The sequence below is a fragment of the Acetobacterium sp. K1/6 genome (genome assembly GCF_034438075.1).
GTDB lineage: Bacteria > Bacillota > Clostridia > Eubacteriales > Eubacteriaceae > Acetobacterium > Acetobacterium carbinolicum.
In genome coordinates this window covers 1-22,665 of sequence record NZ_JAXQGA010000029.1, presented here as the reverse complement: position 1 = coordinate 22,665, position 22,665 = coordinate 1, and the positions used below count along the sequence as shown (strand labels likewise).

At 41.7% G+C, this 22,665-nt stretch carries 20 protein-coding genes, 2 riboswitches and 1 other annotated feature; of the genes, 16 read left to right on the top strand and 4 right to left on the bottom strand.

Features of this window, described 5'->3' with window-relative positions:
- Positions 1-2: 2 nt before the first annotated feature.
- On the top strand, positions 3-179 hold the full coding sequence (locus U2P91_RS16615) for a MetQ/NlpA family ABC transporter substrate-binding protein (RefSeq protein WP_416173390.1): 177 nt from the start codon (positions 3-5) through the stop codon (positions 177-179).
- A gap of 137 nt (positions 180-316) precedes the next feature.
- On the opposite strand, the gene U2P91_RS16610 is transcribed toward U2P91_RS16615, so the two are convergent.
- Entirely contained in the window at positions 317-646 is a 330-nt protein-coding gene (locus tag U2P91_RS16610) for a hypothetical protein (protein WP_111888259.1), read from the bottom strand.
- A 119-nt stretch (positions 647-765) separates the two neighbouring features.
- The gene (locus tag U2P91_RS16605; protein WP_111888258.1) at positions 766-1,089 is read right to left on the bottom strand and encodes a hypothetical protein; all 324 of its coding nucleotides are present in this window, start codon (positions 1,087-1,089) and stop codon (positions 766-768) included.
- Positions 1,090-1,378: 289 nt separating this feature from the next.
- On the opposite strand from U2P91_RS16605, the gene U2P91_RS16600 reads away from it, so the two are divergent.
- The 3 genes from U2P91_RS16600 to cobT all read left to right on the top strand — a co-directional run bounded on the left by U2P91_RS16600 (position 1,379) and on the right by cobT (position 4,868).
- Positions 1,379-2,050, top strand: coding sequence for a response regulator transcription factor (locus U2P91_RS16600; RefSeq protein WP_111888257.1), 672 nt, complete (start codon positions 1,379-1,381; stop codon positions 2,048-2,050).
- A complete protein-coding gene (locus U2P91_RS16595) occupies positions 2,047-3,738 on the top strand; it encodes a HAMP domain-containing sensor histidine kinase (protein WP_322520053.1) in 1,692 nt (563 codons plus the stop codon). The genes U2P91_RS16600 and U2P91_RS16595 overlap by 4 nt, the downstream gene beginning before the upstream one ends.
- Before the next feature lie 77 nt (positions 3,739-3,815).
- On the top strand, positions 3,816-4,868 hold the full coding sequence (gene cobT, locus U2P91_RS16590) for a nicotinate-nucleotide--dimethylbenzimidazole phosphoribosyltransferase (protein WP_111888255.1): 1,053 nt from the start codon (positions 3,816-3,818) through the stop codon (positions 4,866-4,868).
- A 112-nt stretch (positions 4,869-4,980) separates the two neighbouring features.
- On the opposite strand, the gene U2P91_RS16585 is transcribed toward cobT, so the two are convergent.
- A complete protein-coding gene (locus U2P91_RS16585; RefSeq protein WP_322520052.1) occupies positions 4,981-5,700 on the bottom strand; it encodes a hypothetical protein in 720 nt (239 codons plus the stop codon).
- A complete protein-coding gene (locus U2P91_RS16580; protein ID WP_162624497.1) occupies positions 5,697-6,533 on the bottom strand; it encodes an ATP-binding cassette domain-containing protein in 837 nt (278 codons plus the stop codon). The genes U2P91_RS16585 and U2P91_RS16580 overlap by 4 nt, the downstream gene beginning before the upstream one ends.
- A 188-nt stretch (positions 6,534-6,721) precedes the next feature.
- Positions 6,722-6,991, top strand: a binding site (T-box leader).
- A gap of 75 nt (positions 6,992-7,066) precedes the next feature.
- On the opposite strand from U2P91_RS16580, the gene U2P91_RS16575 reads away from it, so the two are divergent.
- From U2P91_RS16575 to U2P91_RS16520, 12 genes are all read left to right on the top strand, one after another.
- Positions 7,067-8,365, top strand: coding sequence for a phenylacetate--CoA ligase family protein (locus tag U2P91_RS16575; RefSeq protein ID WP_111888252.1), 1,299 nt, complete (start codon positions 7,067-7,069; stop codon positions 8,363-8,365).
- 11 nt (positions 8,366-8,376) lie between these two features.
- The gene (locus U2P91_RS16570) at positions 8,377-8,814 is read left to right on the top strand and encodes an amino acid-binding protein (protein WP_111888251.1); all 438 of its coding nucleotides are present in this window, start codon (positions 8,377-8,379) and stop codon (positions 8,812-8,814) included.
- 128 nt (positions 8,815-8,942) lie between these two features.
- Positions 8,943-9,590, top strand: coding sequence for a TetR/AcrR family transcriptional regulator (locus U2P91_RS16565; RefSeq protein ID WP_111888250.1), 648 nt, complete (start codon positions 8,943-8,945; stop codon positions 9,588-9,590).
- 168 nt (positions 9,591-9,758) lie between these two features.
- Positions 9,759-10,451: a response regulator transcription factor gene (locus U2P91_RS16560; RefSeq protein WP_111888249.1), complete on the top strand. Its 693-nt coding sequence runs from the start codon at positions 9,759-9,761 to the stop codon at positions 10,449-10,451.
- Positions 10,420-12,528 carry a sensor histidine kinase gene (locus U2P91_RS16555; protein WP_111888248.1) on the top strand — a complete coding sequence of 703 codons (2,109 nt, stop codon included), beginning with the start codon at positions 10,420-10,422 and terminating at the stop codon, positions 12,526-12,528. The genes U2P91_RS16560 and U2P91_RS16555 overlap by 32 nt, the downstream gene beginning before the upstream one ends.
- Positions 12,529-12,739: 211 nt before the next feature.
- The gene (locus tag U2P91_RS16550; RefSeq protein WP_111888247.1) at positions 12,740-13,492 is read left to right on the top strand and encodes a DeoR/GlpR family DNA-binding transcription regulator; all 753 of its coding nucleotides are present in this window, start codon (positions 12,740-12,742) and stop codon (positions 13,490-13,492) included.
- Entirely contained in the window at positions 13,489-14,403 is a 915-nt protein-coding gene (gene pfkB / locus U2P91_RS16545) for a 1-phosphofructokinase (RefSeq protein ID WP_111888246.1), read from the top strand. The genes U2P91_RS16550 and pfkB overlap by 4 nt, the downstream gene beginning before the upstream one ends.
- Before the next feature lie 16 nt (positions 14,404-14,419).
- Positions 14,420-16,330 carry a fructose-specific PTS transporter subunit EIIC gene (locus U2P91_RS16540; protein ID WP_322520051.1) on the top strand — a complete coding sequence of 637 codons (1,911 nt, stop codon included), beginning with the start codon at positions 14,420-14,422 and terminating at the stop codon, positions 16,328-16,330.
- Positions 16,331-16,527: 197 nt separating this feature from the next.
- Complete coding sequence (locus U2P91_RS16535) at positions 16,528-17,964, top strand: YDG domain-containing protein (RefSeq protein ID WP_322520050.1); 1,437 nt, start codon at positions 16,528-16,530, stop codon at positions 17,962-17,964.
- Between the two features lie 167 nt (positions 17,965-18,131).
- On the top strand, positions 18,132-19,676 hold the full coding sequence (locus U2P91_RS16530) for a hypothetical protein (RefSeq protein ID WP_322520049.1): 1,545 nt from the start codon (positions 18,132-18,134) through the stop codon (positions 19,674-19,676).
- A gap of 212 nt (positions 19,677-19,888) precedes the next feature.
- A riboswitch (M-box (ykoK) riboswitch) is annotated at positions 19,889-20,052 on the top strand.
- Positions 20,053-20,289: 237 nt separating this feature from the next.
- On the top strand, positions 20,290-21,219 hold the full coding sequence (locus U2P91_RS16525; protein WP_111888243.1) for a magnesium transporter CorA family protein: 930 nt from the start codon (positions 20,290-20,292) through the stop codon (positions 21,217-21,219).
- Between the two features lie 65 nt (positions 21,220-21,284).
- Positions 21,285-21,413: riboswitch (FMN riboswitch) on the top strand.
- An 83-nt stretch (positions 21,414-21,496) separates the two neighbouring features.
- Positions 21,497-22,066, top strand: coding sequence for an ECF transporter S component (locus U2P91_RS16520; RefSeq protein WP_111888242.1), 570 nt, complete (start codon positions 21,497-21,499; stop codon positions 22,064-22,066).
- Positions 22,067-22,665 lie beyond the last annotated feature (599 nt).

The following is a 22,665-nucleotide window of genomic DNA, read 5'->3' as shown; positions in this document are numbered from 1 at the left end:
CCATCGCGAAAGAAGAAAAAGATTCCTTAGCGGCACAGACCTATGCCAACATTGTGGCAGTACGAACTGGAGATGAAACAAGTGAAAAAACATTGGCACTGATGAAAGCGCTGCAAAGCGAAAAAGTGATCAGCTTTATCGAAAGCAATTACCAGGGCGCTGTTGTACCGATGTCTTAAGTCCTAATTTCTGGAAACGTCTCAAACCGAGACGTTTCTTTTTTTATTAAAAATCGTCCTGAAGTAGAGTTATATAAATAAAAAAGCCGCAATGATCGTTTACGATCATTGCGGCTTTTAAAAGTAAGGGTGAATGATTAACGGGTTCTTCCGCCATGTCGCATTCCAGATCCATCTTGAGGATGGGTACCGCCGCCGACATCACAAACACCATCGCCGTCTGCGTCAACAAATGCGCCAGTGCCAGCGCCGCCAGTGCCAACAGGATTTCCGGTTAAATCACAGAGACCATCGCCGTCAGCATCACCGGTTCCCTGACAATTCTCATACAGTCTTTCGCCGCCGTTACCTTGACCAAGACCGGATCCATCACCAGCACCCCGGCCATTGCCGTTCGCGGCAAAGGTGGTACCTGCTGTTGCTAACATTAATGCTAACGATGTGACTAAAATTAATTTTGCTTTCATTGTAAATTCCTCCGTTTTTTTATTTTTGTGATTCTTTTACTACCTTCATTATACAATTGCTTTATGTCATTCATGTGTCAAAAAGGTCATATTAATAATTATTAAAATATGAGGTTCAATCAAAAACTTTGATTACCACGTTGCAGACCAGATCCATCTTGAATAGGGGTGCCGTCACCAATGTCACAAACACCGTCTTCATCAACAAGTGCATTGGTACCGGATTCATAGCCTAATCCGCCAGTGCCGACAGGATCCCCAGTGAGGTCGCAGATGCCATCACCGTCAGCATCAACTGATTCCTGACTGTTTGCATATTGTCGCTCTCCGCCGCTACTCTGACCAACGCCACTGCCCTGCCCGTAACCTGAAGCGGCAAAGGTTGTACCTGCTGTTGCTAACATTAACGCCAATGATGATACTAAAACTAATTTTGCTTTCATTGTAAATTCCTCCGTTTTTTTTCTTTCGATGTTTGTATTATAGGATAGCTGTATGTCATTTAGGTGTCAGATGTTAAAAAATTAATTTTTATAACCGTAAAGATGATATAAACAAAAGATGTATAAGGATATAACAAAGACAATTGTTTAAAGGTTAGAAAAAAATGAGGATGGTGTGTTAAAATATAAAATTATAAGTTGTCGTTTATAAAATCAATAAAAGATATGTTTTGACACAAAATTGCCATCAAAAAATGATAAGCTGATAAAGGTAGTGGAGGTATATATAATGAAAGGCATTCGCATATTAGTGGCTGAGGATGAAGAAAAACTGCGAGAAATCGTTTTAAAATATTTAAAAAAAGAGGGCTATGAAGGTTTCGGGGCGGCGGACGGAGAGGAAGCATTGGACCTTTGGACAGAAAAACAACCGGATTGTATTATTCTCGACGTAACCATGCCGAAAATGGATGGGTTTGAAGTGCTGGAAGAAATAAGGGAAACGGACAATGTGCCAGTCATCATGCTCACGGCTCGAAGAGAAGAAGAAGATAAGATTCAGGGATTTGAAGTTGGCGCAGATGATTATGTAACAAAACCCTTCAGTCCCCGAGAATTGATGGTCCGAATCAAAGCCTTGCTAAAAAGAAGCGGGGTTGCTACAACTGAAAATAAGCTTGATGTTTGTGGAATGAGATTAAATTCAGACGAACGACAAATAACAATTCATAATGAAATTATTAACCTCACACAAAAAGAATACGAGGTTTTAAGCTATTTTGTCAATCATCAGAAATTGGTGTTATCCAGAGAGCAGATTCTTGATCGGATTTGGGGATATGATTATGATGGTGATATACGTGTTGTTGATACAACCATCAAACGATTACGTAAAAAAATGGGAGATAAAGGAGAGTGCATCCAAACCGTCAGAGGGCTGGGGTACAAGTTTAAAGAATGAGAAGTTCGATTTTTTCGAGATTAATGCTCTATCTTGGGGCTTTCTTTCTGGTACTTTGTTTATTAACGTATTATGTCCTGGGTTCCTATTTTGAGGTATACTATACTGAGAAAAGAACCGCGGCCTTAATTGATAAAACGAATCAGGCTGTAACAATGTATAATCAGAATGGATTAACCCCCGAACTTCAATTATTTATTGATGTCGCTGAAGAGGAAGGGATTGTTGTTGAAATTATTGGGCAGCAAACGGGCGCTGAAGATAGCTCTTTTGAAGATGTTTCGATAGAAACTAGAACCGCTGAAATAGTGACAGCGAGTCAACGACGTGATGAGATTAATCAAATGGATCGTTTGGGACTGACAAGTGTTGAAAAAAAACGTTTGGCAGCAGGTGGTGAACACAGTGGTGAGGGAAAAGAAACGGGTGCTGGCGCCGGCAGTGGTGCCGGTAATGCGTCGGGATCGAGTAGTGATTCGGGCAGTGGTACCGGTAGCGGATCGGGCAGCGGATCGGGCAGTGGATCAGGTAGTGGTTCCGGTAGCGGATCGGAAAATGGTAAGGGCTCTGGTGCTGGTCAACAGAATAGTCTGGAGAATCAGGTGAAAGAGCATCAGGAAGATGAAAGTTTTATTATTGTGCTGGGAAATGATGATCACCAGGTTGAGTGGCTGACCCATAAGGTTTTAGCTGCTGATGGCGCCCTGATTATCGGACGTATTCCGCTTTACTCAGTTCACGAGGTCATTGAGATTGTGGAAAATTTTCTGCTGGTATTCTTAATGATTGTTTTTACGTGTTCGCTTGTTTTTGCCTATTTTTTTTCTCGGGGTATTTCAAAGCCCATTATTTCATTAAATCAAATTTCCGGAGAAATGGGAAATCTCAATTTTACAAAAAAATATCAGGGAACTAGAAAGGATGAGATCGGTCAGCTAGGAGAAACCTTGAATCATATTTCGGATGAATTGGAAGGGGCTATTTTAAAACTTCAGGAAGAACTGAGTAAAGAACGTGCATTTGAAAAGATGCGGCAGCGTTTTACCGCTCAGGTGTCTCATGAAATCCAAACCCCATTGGCGGTGATAAAAAGCTATGCTGAAGCATTAGAGGATGGCATTCTTGAGAATCGGGATGAAGAATTGGAATACTTTGTGACGATCCAGCGGGAAGCTGATAAAATCAGCGGAATCGCGAGCGATCTTTTAGATCTGGCCCAAATCGAATCGGGTGCCTATCAGCTTAAAAAAGAAAGCGTTTCTGGGGTTGAGGTCATCGCTTCGGTGGTTGAGCGGTTTGTAAATACCTATCCGGGAAACAATATCGTTTTTAATAATCATTGTGATCCAGAAAAAAAAGTGATCATGGACCGCAAGCGGATGGAACAGGTTTTTTATAATCTTTTAAACAATGCCATCAAACATGTCAGTCCAACTGACGGAATAATTCAGGTTGGCTGTGAAAGCCAGGAAAAAGAGTGGATTGTTTCTGTTTATAATGTGGGTAAGTCAATTCCGCAAGATGAGATTAATCAGATCTGGGAATACTTTTATAAGGCCCAATCGGATAAAAAAGGCACTGGTTTAGGTCTGGCAATCGTCAAAGGCATTATAATCTGCCATGGCGGCAAGGTGGCTGTGGATAACCGCGATAATGGTGTGTGGTTTGAAGTGCGACTTCCGCTGTAAAACTTAAAAAATTGAATTTTCAAAGTTCGCAGATATGTTATAATGAGAAAAAACAGTTGAGTTGACAGGAGTAAGAAATGAGTTTATTAAATGAAACAGTGGGAAAAATTAAGCCGCTTAATGAAGAAATGATCAAAACCGCCAAGGATCGAGTGGATTTTCTACTTAAGCCGGTGGGCAGTCTGGGAACACTGGAAGAGATCGCCGTGCAGTTAGCCGGCATTACCGGCGAAATGTATCCGGATGTCAGCAAAAAAGCGATGCTGGTTTTTGCTGCCGACCATGGCGTCTTTGAAGAAGGCGTTGCTGCGGCACCCCAGGAAGTAACCGACCTGATGGCGCAGATGATCGTTGCTGGCAAAAGCGGCGTTGCCGCTTTAAGCAAACAAGCTGGCGCCGATGTTTTTGTCTGTGATGTTGGGATGAAATCGGATTTGGAACCAAAATCAAAAATTTTGGATAAAAAAATCAGAAAATGCACATCAAATATGAAAAAAGGTCCGGCGATGTCCCGGGAAGAAGCCGTAAAGTCCCTGGAAGTAGGAATCGATGTGGCCCAACGCGCCATCGATAACGGGTATAATATTCTCGGCACCGGTGAAGTGGGGATCTCTAATACGACGGCTAGTGCCGCTATTATCGCAGTCCTTAGTGGTGTTGATCCGGGGGAACTAACTGGTGCCGGAGCGAATCTGTCGGAAGATAAGCAGGTTATCAAAGCCCAGGTGATTCGGGATGCCATTGCTCTTAATCAACCCGACAAAACCGATGCCATCGATGTCCTGGCAAAGGTCGGCGGATTTGAGATCGGTGCTATGGCCGGTGCGATGCTGGCCGGAGCCGCCAATCATATTCCGGTTTTAATTGATGGTTTTATTTCCACCGCTGCGGCCGCCATTGCCATCGGGATTGATCCCAAGGTAAAAGGCTATTTAATCTGTTCCCATGCTTCGGCTGAAAAAGGGGCCGCTTTTGCGTCGGAATTTATCGGTGCTAAACCATTTCTGAACATGGGTATGCGTCTGGGAGAAGGCAGTGGTGCTGCGATCGCCTTTAATATTGTCGAATCTGCCTTATACATGAATCGCGAAATGGCAACCTATGGCGATGTTGGTCTGGGTGTTGTTTAAGAATAAAATCCAAGAATTAAATCAATAACACGAAAGCCCATCAGAAGTGAAATCTTTTGATGGGCTTTTTCAGAATTTGTTTAGCAACAGCGCGTTTTGAGATACCAGGGGTCTAGAATTTAGCGCGTTTTAAAAGTTCGATTTGACCAATTATTAAAACGAACCCATAAATGATGGTTAGGGCAACGGGTAATGCCATGGCCGGGAGGCTGAAAAACTCCAGGCCGGTAAATGCGGCGAGGATATCAAAAACAGGCGGGAAAACCCAGGCGATCAAGCGGGTTTGGGGAAAATAATCGGCCAGGGCGCCCTTTGATATCCCCATGACAGCAACAAAGAACAACAGCAGCACGGCCATTTTTCGGTTTCGGATAATTCGGGGATGAAAAAATGAACCGGTCATGGCCCCTAAAAAGGCCATTAAACAATGAAGGGAAAGTCCGATCGCTACATCTTCAAACTGTAAATTGCGGGTAAATAAGTGATTGTTGTTGATAACATTTAAAACCAGCGGATACAAGATGCCAATGATACTCATAACAACGCCAATAATCAGCAGCATGGTCAGTCGGCTCAGGTAATAAAGAGTGTCGTTATTGATCCTTAGCAAAACTAGCTGTTCGGTAATCGGATTTTCAAGTTCAGCGTAGCTGAAACCGACATAGGCCATGATAAAGAAAAGAACACCGGCCGATTCGGAAAAACTGGAAACAATGGAAAAGGGCATGATCCCGTAAGCGGTAAATAAATAGATCAGGTAGATTAAAAAGGGGAGCAGTAATTTATAGGATTTGAGATAGGTTTTAAAGTGATAAACTAACAAATTCTTCATTGGCTTATCCCTTCCATGGTTCGCAGTTTAAACTTTTGTTTTAACAGCTCCTTTAAAACAACGTCACTCTGATCCCTTGAAACAATCAGTTTTAGACGGTTATGATCCCATTCTGCCTGCTCAATTAAAGTCTGTAGCGCTGGATCAATCGCTGATTTGGCCAGTGCTTCAAAAATCATCAGATCATATTTTATTTCCTTTAAGCCGGATAAATCCATTGGTATTAACTGATGATCTAATAGTTCGTAGGCGGAGTGAGCCAGTTGTTTAACGAGAAAACGCTCATGACAGGACATGATCGTTGCCACACCTTGTTGATGCAGCTTTTGAACCATGCGGATAAATAATTTTTGCGATTGGATATCCTGACCGGATAATGGTTCATCCAGCAGTAAGACGTCGGGGGGTGTAAGCAAAGCCTGGATAACGGCGACCTTCTGGATTGTGCCTTTGGAAAGATGTTTGATCGGAACAGCGCCCATGTCTTCCATCTGAAAGGCCTGAAATAACTCTGTCATGCGGGTGGTGACTTGTTTAGGTGCTAAACCGCCGATCAAACCCGTTGAATTAATAAATTCTTCGGGAGTTAAATCAATTTTGGGAAAATTCTCCGGGATGTAAGCTATTTTAAGTTGTGGCGCAGAGTCACGGGAGCCGGAAGAAATTATTGATAGACCACCGATTAGTTTGAGCAGGGTGCTTTTACCACTGCCATTGGGGCCCATTAAAGCGAGGGCGGATTTTTTTGTGATCGTCAGATTAATATTGTTTAGGATTAATTTTTTTCCGAAATATTTAGAAATTGAGTGAAGTGAGATAAGAATCGTGTCCATAGTAACCTCCTGGTCAATCATCAAGATTTACCTGCTGAAAAATTTAGCCACTCTAATCCTATCATATGTTTTTAGCAATATCCATACGTTTCGGCTAGTTCCTGGGGTTTTAAATAAGACCGTTGAGTCGGCTGGTCTAAAAAAATCTTGACATTATTTTGCGGTTAGTAATATAATAATTCAAATGATTAAAAACTGTGAATGAGGAAAGTAATTTCCGTTGGCGTCTTCAGAGAGTTGGTAAGGCTGGAAGCCAATGGCAATGACGGGAGTGAAGTTCCCTCAGGAGTTGATTGGCTGAATGGGTGTGAATAATCTATTTGCAGACTTATTAGGCAGATCCGGTGTTGCTCGCCGTTAGCAAGAGTAAGAACGGGATGGTTAGAAGTCCTGTTCTACAAAGGTGGATTAGTAACTAATCAAATTAGGTGGTACCGCGAGTCAGACTCGTCCTTTTCAATAAGGACGGGTCTTTTTATTTGCATGGCAATAGAATTAGAAAGAAAATTAAAAAGAAAATTTTGGAGGAAAAGATGTACTGGAATAAGAGCTACGAATGCATGCCAAGAGAAAATTTACAGGAACTGCAATTGGAACGATTAAAGAAAATGGTCAATCGGATCTATCATGATGTTCCCTTTTACCGTAACAAATTTCAGGAAAACGGGTTAATGCCAGAAGATATAAAATCACTGGATGATCTTCAAAAACTTCCCTTTACAACCAAGGTTGATTTACGGGATAATTACCCCTATGGCCTTTTTACCGTACCACTGGAACAGATTGTTCGCATCCATGCCTCGTCCGGCACCACCGGTAAACCGACGGTAGTGGGATATACCAGAAATGATATATCGATGTGGTCGGAACTGATGGCTCGCTGCCTGGTCGCAGCCGGTGCCGGTCCTCATTCAGTGATTCAGAATGCCTATGGTTATGGGTTATTTACCGGTGGTTTGGGGGTGCATTATGGAGCGGAACGACTGGGTGCATCAATTATTCCGATCTCTGGCGGAAATACGGCAAAACAGATTATGATTATGCAAGATTTTGGCTCAACCATATTGACATGCACCCCATCTTATGCTATTTATTTAGCAGAGGTGTTGGCGGAGTCGGGAATTGATCCGGCCAGCCTGAAGATTCGGGCTGGTATTTTTGGAGCCGAACCCTGGTCAGAAAACATCCGCAAAGAAATTGAGAAAAAACTAAAAATTAGAGCCTTTGATATTTATGGTTTATCGGAAATTATGGGGCCGGGGGTTGCCATTGAATGCGAAGCTCAGGATGGTCTTCATGTCTGGGAAGATCACTTTATTCCGGAAATTATTGATCCTGTAACATTAGCGGTGCTGCCTTATGGTGAACAGGGCGAACTGGTGATCACCACCATTACCAAAGAGGGGATTCCGATTCTGCGTTACCGCACCCGGGATATTACCACCATCAAACCGGAGCCCTGTGCCTGTGGACGAACCCACTTGCGCATCAGTCGACTCCAGGGACGCTCCGATGATATGCTAATTATCCGTGGCGTCAATGTCTTTCCGACCCAGATTGAAAGCGTGTTATTAGAAATTGGTGAAGTGGAACCCCATTATCAATTGGTCGTCAGACGAGACGGCTCCTTGGATACCTTAGAAATTAAAGTAGAGCTCAGTGAAGCCTTGTTCTCGGATCGAATCAGCAATCTGGAGAATCTGGAAAAACGGATCAGAGAACGGATTTTGTCAACCATTGGCATTAGCGCCAAGGTAGCGCTGGTAGAACCCAAGAGCCTTCCCCGAAGCGAAGGAAAAAGCCAACGGGTTGTCGATTTAAGAAAGATTTAGGAGAAGAAAAAATGATACGACAAGTTTCCATTTTCATCGAGAACCATGAAGGCCGACTCAATCATATCCTCAAAATTCTGGCCGATAATAAGATCAATATTCGGTCACTAAATATTGCTGATGCTACCGACTTTGGGATTGTGCGACTGATTTTGCAAGAAACCGAAAAAGGAATTGAGGTGCTTAAAAAAAATGATATTATCACCACGGTTACACCGGTTTTAGCGGCTGAGATTTCTGATGATCCCGGCGGATTAAGTACCCTGGTGGATGCTCTGACTCAGGCAAAAATAAATATTATCTATGCCTACTCCTTCCTGCCGAAAAAAACCGACAATGCTATTATTATCATTCGGGTTGAAGATGAGGTCAAACAAAAAGCGATAAAAACCCTGGAGAAGGTGAAAGAGGTGAATCTTTTGGATCGGGAAACCTTATTACTGAAATAATTGATCGATTTAGGGTAAATTAGAAACTTTTGGCTATTTTACTATTGACATTCCGCAAAACTTTTCGTAAGATCAAAGGTATGAATTAAATGTAACTAATAAAATGATTTATACAGGAAAGGCAAACCATGGCAACGTCAAGAAAAGGAATCCAAACAAAGAGCAATATCATCACAACAGCAAAGGTTTTATTCTACGAGAACGGTTATAATAAAACCGGTATCCAGGACATTGCGGATCACGCTGATGTCAAGCTGGGAACCATTACTTATTATTATAAAAAGAAAGACGATATGATTACCGATATCTACAATGTTTTCTTTTTGGCATTGTACGATTATGTCTCATCGGTATCTGAGAATCTTAATCTTTATACCAAGTATTGTTATTCCCTGGTGCTGTATTATGAAGCGATCTTAAACGATGAACATAATAAAACCCTTTATTATGAGGTGCTGGTTAAAAATGTGAATCCCCACGGACGAACCAATATTACCAATACCCTCAATCGGTCCTGTCTGGATTTTCTCAACAAGAACTATATTGAGGCCGATCTGGAAGTGATTGCCCGTTCAGAATACGGGGCTCGAAAAGAGCTTTTTATCGATTTTTATGAAAAGAACATCAAGTTTACCAGCCGGGCAATGATTTATTTCTTTATCCGAAATTTATTCAGACTGATGAATCTGGATGGCGAAATGATCGAAAATACGATTCAGCAGGGCTTTGAATTCTCAAATAAAAACAAACCAGAAGATATTAAATTTTTAATCTAGGACGATTTTAAGGGCAGCAATCCAATGGATGCTGTCTTTTTTTGTGATTGGGAGTCGGAGAACAAAGGGTTTGATTGTAAGAATTTCTTAAGGAAATTCGGCGTTGTTTTGACAGAAGTTTGTGTTAAAGTTAAACCAGAATGAAACAGAAAGGCGGAAGCTAAGATAATGAGTATTTTAATATGTGATGATGAAAAAGAAATCGTTGAAGCCCTGGAACTTTATTTAAAAAATGAAGGGTATACGATTTTAAAAGCTTATACAGGAAAAGAAGCCATCGCTCTGGTAGAAAAAGAGGAGGTCCAATTGATCATTATGGATGTGATGATGCCAGAAATGGATGGCCTTCGGGCCACGATGAAAATAAGAGAGACAAAAAATATCCCAATCATCTTTCTATCAGCAAAAACCGAAGATAATGACAAAATTATGGGTTTAACCATGGGTGGTGATGATTATATTAGCAAACCCTTTAATCCCATGGAGGTCATCGCCCGGGTTAAGTCGCAACTAAGACGCTACAACACCCTGGGCGGATGTCCGGAAAAAGTGGGTACCTATTGTACGGGTGGCCTGGTTCTGGAAGATGACTATAAGCGTTTGACGGTGGATGGCGAAGAGGTGAAATTGACGCCGGTAGAGTACAAGATCATGCTTTTTTTGATGTCAGAGAAAGGAAAGGTTTTTTCCATTGACCAAATTTATGAGAACGTCTGGGAAGAACCGGCTTATAATTCGGACAACACCGTGGCCGTCCATATTCGGCGGATTCGCGAAAAGATTGAAATTAACCCAAAAGAACCGAAATATTTAAAGGTGGTGTGGGGCATTGGCTACAAAATTGAAAACTATCGGGACTAATCAGAAATTTAAAATTACCTGTTCAATTTTGGCGGTGGTCTTTATAACCCTCAGTTTTGCGGCTTTATTTGAAGCCTACTGGTTTAATTGGGATTATACGGCGAATACGAACAATTATCTGGAGAGTGACGAGCTGGGGAATAAGGTGCTGACCGCCTATGATCGGATCGATCGGGTTTATAATTTCTACCAAAGTGAAGAAAATATTCGTGCCGGAAACGCGATTGACACGACCGCGTTAGAGGATTATAAATGGGCTTTATTAGCAGAACAGGATATTTACTATCCGGAAAATATGGGTGTCTCAACCGAACAGCAGATGCTGGATGATCCGGTTTTCTGGGAACCCTACGCGGACAAGCTGGAGGCGAAAAAAAAGCAGCTGATTAATGAGAGTCTCTATCGGTATGAACGATTAAAAAAAGAACTGGAACAAACCCTGGGATTATCCTATGTTATTGAGCGGCAGGGTGTTAAAAACAGTCAACCCAAAGACGTCGCCCAGGATGACCTGCTTAATCGACGGGTAAATTTCACCTATAATAAGGGGGCGGTTTCGTCCAGCCTGCCTAATCTGGATCAGTATGAAAGCTTAGACTATGCCGCTCAACCAGATTTTATTGTAACCATCGGATTTGATGATGCCTATATCGCTCAACGAGAAGTCGGGTATCAGGCCGAACGGTTACAATTTATCTGGCTGATAAGCATTTTTGTATTGTTTTTTATTCTGGCGGCCATTTGTGCGCTGCTAGCTTGTATTTCAGCCGGGCAAAAAAAAGAAGTGGTCGGGATTCACCTTTTACCAATCGACGCATTCTGGATTGATGCTCATTTTTTATTGTTGCTGGGTGTGGAAACCCTGGTCATTGCAGCGATTGTATTTTTCTATGATCAAAATTTCCCCAGGGCGGTTATGATCATGCTCTTTGCCGTAGGTGCCGCTTTAGGACTAAACTTTTTATTGTCGCTGGTGCGAATTTTAAAAGATGGCAGTTTTTGGCAACGGTTATTATTACTCAAACTGACTAAACAAATATGGAAATTTATAAAAAACCAATTCAAGAAAATAACCCTCTATTACAATGATGTTATGAAAGGATCCCCGACTGTGAAACGATTTATGTTTTGGGCTATTCTGCTGGTGGTTCTGGCTCTGTCCGTACAGGTGCCAATTCTTGGCATTTGCTCGTTTATCTGCATTATTTACCTGCTTTATCTGGGTGGTAAAAAAGCGAAGAAGTATGACGGCATTCTGGATGGACTGGAACGAATCAAAAATGGCGAGGTTGACTACAAACTGACTGGCTTTGAGGGTGCGTTAGGAGAATTGGCCGAAGGGATTAATGCCATTGGCGATGGCATTTCCCTGGCCGTATCCGAAGAGGTAAAGAGCCAACGGTTAAAAACCGAGTTGCTGACCAATGTATCCCACGATATTAGAACCCCGCTGACATCGATTATCACATCCATTGATCTGTTAAAAAATGGAAAGCTGGATTCAGAGGAAAATCAGAAATATTTAGATATCCTGGAAAATAAGGCTCACCGCCTGAAAGTGCTGACCGATGATTTATTTGAAGCGGCGAAAGCTTCATCGGGGAATGTCGAAGTTGAGTTTCAGGCCGTCGATATGGAAATGCTGATGACCCAGGGGTTGGGTGAGATGGAAGAAGAACTGTCAAAGTCACAGCTTGAGTTTATTACCCAATATCCCAAGGATCTTTTTGTTGTCACGGCAGATGGTCGTCTGATCTGGCGGGTCATCGAAAACCTGCTTTTTAATATTTTGAAATATGCTCAAAAAGAATCTCGGGTATACATTGAGTTTTCAAAATGTGACGAAAATAAAACGGGCACGGTTGTTTTTAAAAATGTCTCAGCCCAACCCTTAAATATTTCACCAGAAGAACTGATGGAACGATTTAAGCGCGGTGATGAAACCAGAAACAGTGAAGGCAGTGGTTTAGGGCTGGCCATTGCCAAGGACTTAATGACAATCCAGCAGGGTGAACTGAAACTGGAAATTGATGGCGATCTTTTTAAAGCTGCGATCATTTTACCGCTGGCCGAATAAATAAGTGAATATGGAAACATTTAGGAGATAGAAGAAAAAATTCTATCTCCTTTTGATTTGCAAAGAAAAAGTGGGTAATAAATCAGTAAACAATTAAATCAAGTAAAAAAGAGGTGCAATTGCGCGTTTTTGATTATAAATGACTAAATGTGAAATAAAATGGTTGACGATGACTGGGAATGGTGGTATTATACTGAAAAGAGGTGAGGAAATGATTGTTGAAGAACGGTTGGCAAAAATACTTCAAATGGTTGAAGAAAAAAGAGTGGTGACGGTATTGGAATTGTCTGAATCCCTTGATATTTCTGAATCAACCATTCGTAGGGATCTCACAACGCTGGACAAAAATAAAAAACTGCGAAAGGTTCATGGTGGGGCGGCAGCCATTAACGGACGTTTTGCGGCCACTGAGTTCGACGTTGTGCTCAGAGAGGATCATCATCGGACCGAGAAGCAGGTGATTGGACAATTCAGTGCGGGATTGATTGAGAAAGATGATTTTGTCTACATTGATGCCGGAACGACAACCGAGGCCATGGTTGATTCCATCAATGAAACGAGTGCTGTTTATGTGACTAATGGTATGGTTATTGCATCAAAACTGAGTAAAAGGGGCTGTCGGACAATTATTATCGGCGGTGAAATCAAACCCATCACTGATGCAGTAGTGGGAAGTGAGGCATTAAGTTGTCTGCGCAAGTATAATTTTTCAAAAGGCTTTTTTGGTACCAATGGGATTGATGTGAAAGCGGGCTTTAGTACTCCGGACCCGACTGAAGCACAGGTTAAGCGGGAAGCTTTCAGTCGTTGTAAGACGGCCTACGTTCTGGCGGATCCCACTAAATTCAATTTGACTGCACCGGTGAGTTTTGGGGCCTTGGATCAAGGCGAGATCATTACTACAAAGCTGGAAAATGGTCATTATAAAAAGTATACCAAAATTTGGGAGGTGGATGAGACATGATTTTTACCGTAACCTTTAATCCGTCTTTGGATTATGTGGTCGGGCTTTCATCTTTTCGAGAAGGTGAAGTTAATCGCAGTGAATGGGAGCATATTTACCCGGGGGGCAAAGGGATCAACGTATCCATGGTTCTTAAAAATCTGGATATCCGAAATATTGCCCTGGGTTTTGTGGGCGGCTTTACGGGAAAGGAAATCGAACGGCGTATCAAAGACTTTGGTTGTTACACCGATTTTGTTAAATTAAAATCGGGCAATTCGCGAATTAACGTTAAAATAAAAGCTGGTAAAGAAAGTGAAATCAATGGACAAGGGCCTGGTATTGGCAAAAAAGAACTGAGTCAGCTATTTAAAAAGCTCGAATTTATTGAAACCGGAGATATGCTGGTTTTAGCTGGAAGTATTCCGGCGGCATTACCTGAGGATACCTATGAAAATATTATGAGGTTGCTGGAAAATCGCGGCGTAAAAATTGTCGTGGATGCTACCGGCGAGCTATTGTTAAGGGTTGTTAAGTATCAGCCTTTTCTGATAAAGCCGAATAACCATGAGTTGGGGGACATGTTCGGTGTCACCTTGACGAGTCGGGATGACATCATTACTTATGGCAAACGATTGCAGGAAATGGGCGCCAAAAATGTGTTGGTATCGATGGCTGGAGAAGGCGCGCTTCTCGTTGCTGAAGATGAAAGTATTCATGAAATGAAACCACCGGAAGGCGTGGTTAAAAATTCAGTTGGAGCAGGAGATTCGATGGTCGCGGGATTTATTGCTGGCTATCTTAAAAATCAGGATCTACGTGAGGCTTTTGTGATGGGGGTTGCAACGGGAAGTGCATCTGCCTTTTCAGAAACATTGGCAACCAGAGAAGAGGTTCTGAAGTTGTTGAACAAGATCGAAGAAAACAAATGATAAGGAGGAATAAAAAATGCGGATTATTGATTTATTAAATGAAAAGGGCATTGATCTCGCTGGAAAACCAGCATCCAAGGAAGAAACGATTGAACAATTAGTGGGGTTGATGGCTAAAAGCGGAAAGATTGCAGATAAAGCGGTTTTTAAAAAAGCGGTAATGGTCCGGGAAGCAGAAGGAACGACTGGAATTGGAGAAGGGGTTGCCATTCCTCATGGGAAATCCGCGGTGGTCAAAGACGCTGGGCTGGCAGCTATGGTTATTAAAGAAGGAACTGACTTTGAGGCTTTAGACGGAGAGCCGGCCTATCTTTTCTTTTTGATTGCGGCGCCGGAAGCAGCAAATAATCTCCATCTGGAAGTGTTAAGTCGGTTGTCCACTATTTTGATGGATGAAGAATTTCGTAAGAAGCTCATCGCCTCAAGTGATAAGCAAACGTTTTTAAAGCTCATTGATCAAAAGGAACAGGAAAAATTCGGGGTTGAGAAGACGCCAGAAACGCAGGAAACAGACAGAAAGTATCAACTTCTGGCAGTCACCGCTTGTCCGACGGGGATCGCCCATACGTACATGGCAGCAGAAAGTCTGGAAAGCAAGGCCAAACAAATGGGGGTTACCATTAAGGTGGAAACCAATGGTTCTGGCGGGGTCAAAAATTTATTGACAGCTGAAGAAATTAAAGCAGCCGACTGCATTATTATTGCCGCTGACACTAATGTGGAAATGGGCCGTTTTAATGGGAAACAAGTTATTCAAACAAATGTAGCCCAGGGAATTCACAAACCCAAAGAACTAATAGAAGAAGCTCTGGCGGGAAAGGCAGCAGTGTATTCTGGGGGTGCCCAGACAAGCGAAGAACCCGCTGGTTCTGGGAAAAATGAAAGTGTTGGTCGTAAGGTTTATAAAGACTTAATGAACGGCATCTCTCACATGTTGCCCTTTGTTATCGGTGGTGGGATTCTGATCGCTCTGGCATTTTTGTTTGACGACTACAGCATTGACCCGGCAAATTTTGGAAGTAATACCCCCATTGCGGCCTTTTTGAAACAGGTGGGCGATACGGCCTTTGCATTTATGTTACCGGTCTTGGCGGGTTATATTGCCATGAGCATTGGGGATCGACCGGCTTTAGCCGTTGGTTTTGTTGGTGGTATGCTGGCTAACACCGGCGGCGCAGGTTTTCTTGGGGCATTGTTTGCTGGTTTTGCCGCGGGCTATCTGGTAGTGGGTCTGAAAAAAGTCTTTGCAAAATTGCCGGCCAGCCTGGAGGGTATTAAACCGATATTGATTTACCCCTTCTTTGGTATCTTGCTGATTGGCGCCTTAATGGTCATTGTCATTAATCCCCCGGTTGCAGCACTCAATGCGGCTTTAAGTGCCGGTTTGAACAGCATGGGGACATCCAGTAAGGTCATTCTTGGTATTGTTCTGGGTGGTATGATGGCAGTGGATATGGGCGGGCCGGTCAATAAGGCAGCCTATACATTTGGTCTGGCGTCACTGGCCACTGGTCAGTTTGATATTATGGCGGCGGTGATGGTCGGCGGGATGGTGCCGCCTCTGGGTATTGCCCTGGCAACCACCATCTTTAAAAGTCGCTTCACTAAAAAAGAACGGGAAGCCGGGATTGCCAATTATGTAATGGGGCTTTCTTTTATTACTGAGGGAGCAATTCCCTTTGCCTCAGAAGACCCGCTACGGGTTATTCCTTCCTGTATTGTTGGTTCAGCCCTGGCTGGTGGATTATCGATGTTTTTTGGTTGTACATTACTGGCTCCGCACGGTGGCATTTTCGTATTCCCGCTGGTAGGCAATCCATTTGGTTACGTGATCGCCCTGGCGGCGGGTTCAGTCGCCAGCATGTTGATGCTCGGAATTTTGAAAAAACCTAAAAGCAGTGAGGTTGATGAATTAGAGATCATATAAAAAGCGTCACCCTAAAAACCCACCTGAATCAGGTGGGTTTTTAAATGTCATTTTTATGTAATGATTGTAAAGAAATAATCACAAAGTAAATTATAAACGAACAATGGTCTGGTTTCATTGTATACAGAGCTATAAATCGGTATAATTGAACAGAACGTCAGGGTATTGTGATAATTTGTATAAAAAGGAAGTAATCAATGAAAAAGACCAACAGTATCAGGCTGTTTTTATGCTTAGTCTTGACGATCGTTTTGAATGCGACCTGCTTTTATATAGGCGTCCTGGCAGAAAATCAAACTGAACAGGGATCGCTACGTCCGGTTATACTGTTTTCATCTGATATCGTCTACAATGGAGGACCGCAGGTTTTGGCCACGGTAAATCCCGTTGCCGAGGGACCAGATCTTGATTCGGAACTGATCGAGATCACTTATAAAGGGATTCAGGCAAATGGAGAAATCTATCCCTTGTCAACCAATCCGCCTTCGGAGGTGGGAACCTATCAGGTGTTTGCAGTCTATCGGGGTGACGAAGCCTATGCGAAGATTGAAGATAAAAAAGAAATTAAAATAACGCCGATTGAACTCAAAACATCAGAATTCATTACAGAAAAGCCAATTACTAAAATTTATGATGGTAACATCATGGTTCCTGAGATTGCCTTAAAGGGATTGGGAAACCGGGGTGTTATCGCTGCGGATATCGATAAGGTTGCATTTGACTATGCATCGGCCGGTTTTTTATTTAAGGATGTGAAACCGACAAATTCAAATTTAGTCGTTCTGAAAGAGGTCACGATTTCAGGCGACAAGGGAAATAACTATCTCATTGTCGACGAAAAAACAGAGACCAAACCATTGGTGAGCATCAACGTATCATTAGTGGCCAGCATTTTGTCCAAGCCGGTAGAGGTTCTCCTTGCCGGTCAGAATAAGGTTTATGATGGAACCCCAAACCTCAATGAGTACCAACTATCTGTCAATAAAACAGATCTAATTAAGGGCGAAGAATTAGGTGTTTTTGGTGCGGCAGATTTTTATCCTTATTATGGAGAAATTAATACCCGGCAAAAAGATGTGGGAAAATATTATGTATGGGCGTCAGGTGGCTTCTATTTGTATGGCATCGATGGGACCAAGACAGAAAATTATATAATCAACAACCAAACCATCATTTCCAAGGAAAAATATAGCATTACTCCGGCCGCAATAACGGTTATCCCTGGCTATGTTTCGAAAATTCAGGGCGAAGCAGACCCGGCATTAACTTACGCTGTCTGGCAGGAGGATTCAGGAGATGGTTTTAATAAGGGATTATATGCTGATGACGTGATGTTCGGATCTTTAGAACGTGAAGCTGGAGAAACGGTAGGGACCTATGATGTTTTTTTAGGGAGTTTGGATAATCCGAATTATTACCTTAAATTAGCTGATGGAGCGGATAAATTTGAAATTATAAAAAAAGAAGATAAGGTGGCTGTGTATGGCGGAAATGAGTACAGCGATGGCGGCAGCGGAGCCGCTGAGAAGGAAGAGGCGTTGCCGATCCCTTACATGGGCATTGCTTTGTTGCTGTTGTTATTGATTGCGGGAGCCATCTTCTTTGGGAAAAATCGTTTGACCAAAATGGACTAGTTTGAAATAAAAGATCTGTCAATAAAGATAGATCTTTTTTAGTATCATAAAGGGGAGGGAGACGATGTAGAGACAAGTTAAGAAAAACGTTTACAACGGTTTGGATTAATAGATCATAGGATGCTAGTGGTTATAGCAAAAATGGATCAGATGGAAAGGGAAAGAAAATGAATAATGAAAAATTAACTGGACGGATGTGGCAAACAGGATTGATTGCAGCATTGATTTTAATGCTGCTACCGATGGGAATTTGGGCAGAAGCAGATAATCAACTGGCAACGACGGTATCGATCGCCAGTTCACCAGCCTCGGTGACATTCAACACATCAGCAGACGAACTGGATAAGGCGGTCTATAATGCCATGAACATCGTAGTGGTGGATAGCGACTATAATAAAATTGATTTCACTAAGGACGATATTGTTCTCGACTACAATCGACAGGTTGGCACGCAAAAGATAAACGTTACCTATATCGGCGACGAAAAATATGAGACCAGTATGGCAACTGGAAACATTATTATCAATGAGGTTCCTAAGAAAGATACCCGACTGGTATTGAAAGTCAATCCGCCAGCGGTAGGTTATTCCGCTGATGCTGCGACATTAGATAAAGCGGTATATGACGATCTGGTGATTCAAGTGGTCGATGGTGATTCCAACAAGATTGAATTTTCACCGAGTGATATTACCCTGACCTTTAATCATGCGGTGGGAACGCAAAATGTTGTTGTCGCTTATAAGGGGAATTCCCAATACAATCCGAGTCAGGTTAATGCTTCAGTTCAGATTATCGGAAAGCAGGATACCAGAGTATCCATTGCTGCGCAGCCGCCAGCAGTAGCCTATACCAGTGATTCAGCAAAACTTGATTTGGCTGTTTATCAGGCATTGAGTATTGTGGTTGTTGATGCGGGAAGTAACAAAATAAATTTTACCGCAGCTGATATTGAGATGAGTTATAACCGAGCCCCCGGGAAACAGGATGTTACCGTAAAATACAAAGGAAATGATCAGTATTCGCCAAGTATGGCGACTGTCGATATAGAAATCACTGGCCAGGTCGATCCTCCGGCACCAGCTAAAGAAAATACAACCATCAATCTGGCAAAACCGCCGATTACAGTGGACTATACCAGTGACGCTGGCAAATTGGATGCTGCGGTTTATCAAGTGCTTGGAATTCAGGTGGTTGACAGCAAAAATAATGCCGTTAATTTTACAACAACGGATATTGAGCTGAGTTACAATCGCGTTGCGGGCGATCAACCGGTGACGGTAAAATATAAAGGAACCGACAAATATAACACAAGCAAGGCAACGGAAACGGTTATTATTGCAGAAAAAAAAGATAGCGCATTGGTTATTGCGGCAAATCCACCAAGTGTTGAATATGATCGTGATACAAAAAAAATGAACGACGCAGTGTATCAAGACCTTGCCATTGCAGTTGTGGATGAAAATAATAATGAAGTTAAATTTAACCGAGATGACATTGAGTTAAGTTATAAAAACGAAGTAGGTGAACAGGAAGTTATTGTCAAATATAAAGGTAACAATTATTTTAAAAGTGCTGTTGCAACAGTACGGGTAAATATAGTAGAATCAAATCCGGCTGATTCATGGATGGTTGCTGGAATTATTGGTGCCATTGTTGTTGTACTCGGCATTATTGGGGTTGTCATTTATCGAAAAAAACATAATGCTTCTTAATTAATCAGATTGGCAACAAAGAGAATAAGGATCTGTCTCAGACGGATCCTTATTAAAATATGTCAGATATAAAGCTGCTTTGTGTTTGTTGGGATAACCGTTAGGGGTCATCGCTAACAAGGTCGTAATTTACGGCATGTTAACTTAAAAATGATTGACAACAATGAGACAAAAAGATATAGTTATGGGTATAAATAGATAAAAGAACAATATGTTTCTTTTGTTAGGTGAGGCTCCTATACAGATATGGCTGCTGCCCGGAAACATCGAAAGATGCCAATGGGTCAACAGGTACTATCGACTTAAGGTTTTACTTAATGCAGTTGGGCGATGCCCTATGCTGTATAGTGCCAAAACTCAACGAATAGAGGAATCATTATTTTTGCTATGCAAAAATCTCCTCTGTTAAAGTGGAGATTTTTTTATTTATTTAGACGCCAAAGAGCCAGAAGCAAAGTAGCAAATGGTCTTTCTTTGGTGTGAATTAAAAAAAAAGGAGTGAGATAAGATGGACGCAGACCCTGGAGAGAAGCGTATTGAACAAAATGACCAAAAACTGAGCGCCCGGAATATCTTAGGGATCATGGGCTGCTCTTAATAAAGGAGGAAAGCAATGATCAAAATCTATAAAACCATTGAAGGCAAGATTCAAGAAGTTGAGTCCATTGAAAAGAACAGTTGGATCAACATGGTTAATCCAACTGAGGAAGAATTACATTTTATTACCAGAGAACTAGAAGTAGAATCTGATTTTCTCAGAGCGGCACTGGATGAAGAAGAAATTTCCCGAGTAGAGCTAGAGGATAATAATCAGGCCCTTATTACCATTGATGTTCCGGTTATTGAAAAGGATACGAAGATGGTTCTTTATACGACGATTCCAGTTGGAATTATCCAAACCGAAGAGAATATTATTACGGTATGTTTGAGAGAAAACACCCTTATTGATGATTTTGCAAAAGGTCGGGTTAAAAATGTCCACACAAATCTAAGAACCCGTTTTATCTTTCAGATTCTTTATCGGGTTGCCAGCAGATTTTTAATCTATCTGAGACATATCAATCGCATGAGTACCGACATTGAGCGACAACTTCATATTTCCCTGAAAAACAAAGAACTCATTCAGTTGCTTGATTTAGAAAAAAGTTTGGTATTCTTTTCAACATCCCTAAAAGCGAACCAGGGTGTGTTAGAAAAACTGCAACGAGGGCGTATTATTAAGCTCTATGAAGAAGATAAGGAATTGTTGGAAGACGTGCTCATTGAAGTGCAGCAGGCCATTGAGATGTCAAATATTTATGCCAATATTCTTAGCGGAACGATGGACGCATTTGCATCAATTATTTCAAATAACTTAAATATTGTGATGAAGATACTAACGTCATTGACCATTCTTATGGCCATACCGACAATGATTGCCAGTTTTTATGGGATGAACGTAGAAGGTTTGCCAGTTCCCAATTTTTGGACGATCATTCTGATTTCTGTTGCGTGTACTGGGGTTGCTGCCTTTGTTTTATTTAAGAAAAAGATGTTTAGTTAGAGTTGGCTAAAAATTATCATTGACAAAGAAATTCAACCGGGTATATAATAAATTTATAAATAAATAGTCTGTTTCAGGGCGAGGTGTAAGTCCTCACCGGTGGTGATGTGCGAAAGCAATAAGTCCACGAGCCGAAAGGCCGATCTGGTTGGAATCCAGAACCGACGGTATAGTCCGGATGAAAGAAATGGCGTACAAATTTTGCACGCAAAGCCCTTGAAAAGAAATTTTCAAGGGCTTTTAATTTACTGAACAGACAATTGAAGGAGGATTTTTTATGAAAATCAAGACAAAACAACTGACTCAGATGGCGGTATTGGCGGCAATGTCGATACTATTGGTTTCTTTAATCCGTTTTCCAATATTCCCGGCGGCCCCATTCCTGGAGTACGATCCAGCAGACATTCCCCTTCTTATTGGAACATTTATGTTTGGCCCATTAGGGGGATTGATATTAACTGCCGTGGTTAGTGTATTGCAAGGTGTAACAGTAAGTTCGTCTAGCGGTATTATTGGAATTTTAATGCATCTCTTTGCAACCGGCTCCTTTGTGATTGTTGCCGGGAATGTTTACAAAAGAAACAAAACCAGAAAAGGTGCGATAACAGGGCTTGCCCTTGGGACAGTAACAATGACAGCAACCATGGCATTATGGAATATTGCTATTACCCCTTTCTTTTTGGGAATACCGATAGAAGCTGTTCTTCCAATGATCATTCCGATTATTATTCCTTTTAATTTACTTAAAGCGGGAATAAATTCAGCCATTACCTTCGTTGTTTATAAATCAGTAAGCAAGGTATTAGGATTGGAAATACAAGAGACAAAAGTGGCAGAAAGCAAATAGATAAGTCTTCATTAATAATATAGGCTCTGGAATCAATTGATTCCAGAGCCTTTTTTAAAAGAAAGAGGTGTTATTTATTCATCAAAAACTTGCATAATAGCGGATTTGATATAAATAGCGTATTACATCAAAAAATCTGAAAAAACTTTTAGAAAAGCGTTGACAGGTTGGCCGAAAGAGCGTATACTAATGAAGTTGTCTCGTAACAGAGGCGGCGGACATTGGGCTGAAACATTGAAATGAACTTGGAATTAACGCAAAAGAATTTTAAAAAACAGCTTGACAACATCGGGAAATGACGATATAATAGAAAAGCTTCTTCGGTCGGAAACGATTGCAGAACGGCGGTCATAGAAAAGAGAATAGTACCATAAAACCTGTAAAACAGCCGAAACATCCGCAAGGATGAATGATGGCTAAAATAGAAACAGAGAGATGTACTCTTTAAAACATTAACTCGGCAGAGGATAAAGTGCACTCGGTAGAGTATAAAACTTAAGTTTTCATGAGACAGCATTTTAAGCCTAACGGCTTTAAATACAAACTTTTATTGAGAGTTTGATCCTGGCTCAGGACGAACGCTGGCGGTATGCTTAACA

Excerpts from the sequence above, each read along its gene's own strand:
- U2P91_RS16610 (WP_111888259.1), bottom strand. The coding sequence starts at position 646 with ATGAAAGCAAAATTAATTTTAGTCACATCGTTAGCATTAATGTTAGCA.
- U2P91_RS16605 (WP_111888258.1), bottom strand. The coding sequence starts at position 1,089 with ATGAAAGCAAAATTAGTTTTAGTATCATCATTGGCGTTAATGTTAGCA.
- U2P91_RS16600 (WP_111888257.1), top strand. The coding sequence starts at position 1,379 with ATGAAAGGCATTCGCATATTAGTGGCTGAGGATGAAGAAAAACTGCGA.
- U2P91_RS16595 (WP_322520053.1), top strand. The coding sequence starts at position 2,047 with ATGAGAAGTTCGATTTTTTCGAGATTAATGCTCTATCTTGGGGCTTTC.
- cobT (WP_111888255.1), top strand. The coding sequence starts at position 3,816 with ATGAGTTTATTAAATGAAACAGTGGGAAAAATTAAGCCGCTTAATGAA.
- U2P91_RS16585 (WP_322520052.1), bottom strand. The coding sequence starts at position 5,700 with ATGAAGAATTTGTTAGTTTATCACTTTAAAACCTATCTCAAATCCTAT.
- U2P91_RS16580 (WP_162624497.1), bottom strand. The coding sequence starts at position 6,533 with ATGGACACGATTCTTATCTCACTTCACTCAATTTCTAAATATTTCGGA.
- U2P91_RS16575 (WP_111888252.1), top strand. The coding sequence starts at position 7,067 with ATGTACTGGAATAAGAGCTACGAATGCATGCCAAGAGAAAATTTACAG.
- U2P91_RS16570 (WP_111888251.1), top strand. The coding sequence starts at position 8,377 with ATGATACGACAAGTTTCCATTTTCATCGAGAACCATGAAGGCCGACTC.
- U2P91_RS16565 (WP_111888250.1), top strand. The coding sequence starts at position 8,943 with ATGGCAACGTCAAGAAAAGGAATCCAAACAAAGAGCAATATCATCACA.
- U2P91_RS16560 (WP_111888249.1), top strand. The coding sequence starts at position 9,759 with ATGAGTATTTTAATATGTGATGATGAAAAAGAAATCGTTGAAGCCCTG.
- U2P91_RS16550 (WP_111888247.1), top strand. The coding sequence starts at position 12,740 with ATGATTGTTGAAGAACGGTTGGCAAAAATACTTCAAATGGTTGAAGAA.
- pfkB (WP_111888246.1), top strand. The coding sequence starts at position 13,489 with ATGATTTTTACCGTAACCTTTAATCCGTCTTTGGATTATGTGGTCGGG.
- U2P91_RS16540 (WP_322520051.1), top strand. The coding sequence starts at position 14,420 with ATGCGGATTATTGATTTATTAAATGAAAAGGGCATTGATCTCGCTGGA.
- U2P91_RS16535 (WP_322520050.1), top strand. The coding sequence starts at position 16,528 with ATGAAAAAGACCAACAGTATCAGGCTGTTTTTATGCTTAGTCTTGACG.
- U2P91_RS16530 (WP_322520049.1), top strand. The coding sequence starts at position 18,132 with ATGAATAATGAAAAATTAACTGGACGGATGTGGCAAACAGGATTGATT.
- U2P91_RS16525 (WP_111888243.1), top strand. The coding sequence starts at position 20,290 with ATGATCAAAATCTATAAAACCATTGAAGGCAAGATTCAAGAAGTTGAG.
- U2P91_RS16520 (WP_111888242.1), top strand. The coding sequence starts at position 21,497 with ATGAAAATCAAGACAAAACAACTGACTCAGATGGCGGTATTGGCGGCA.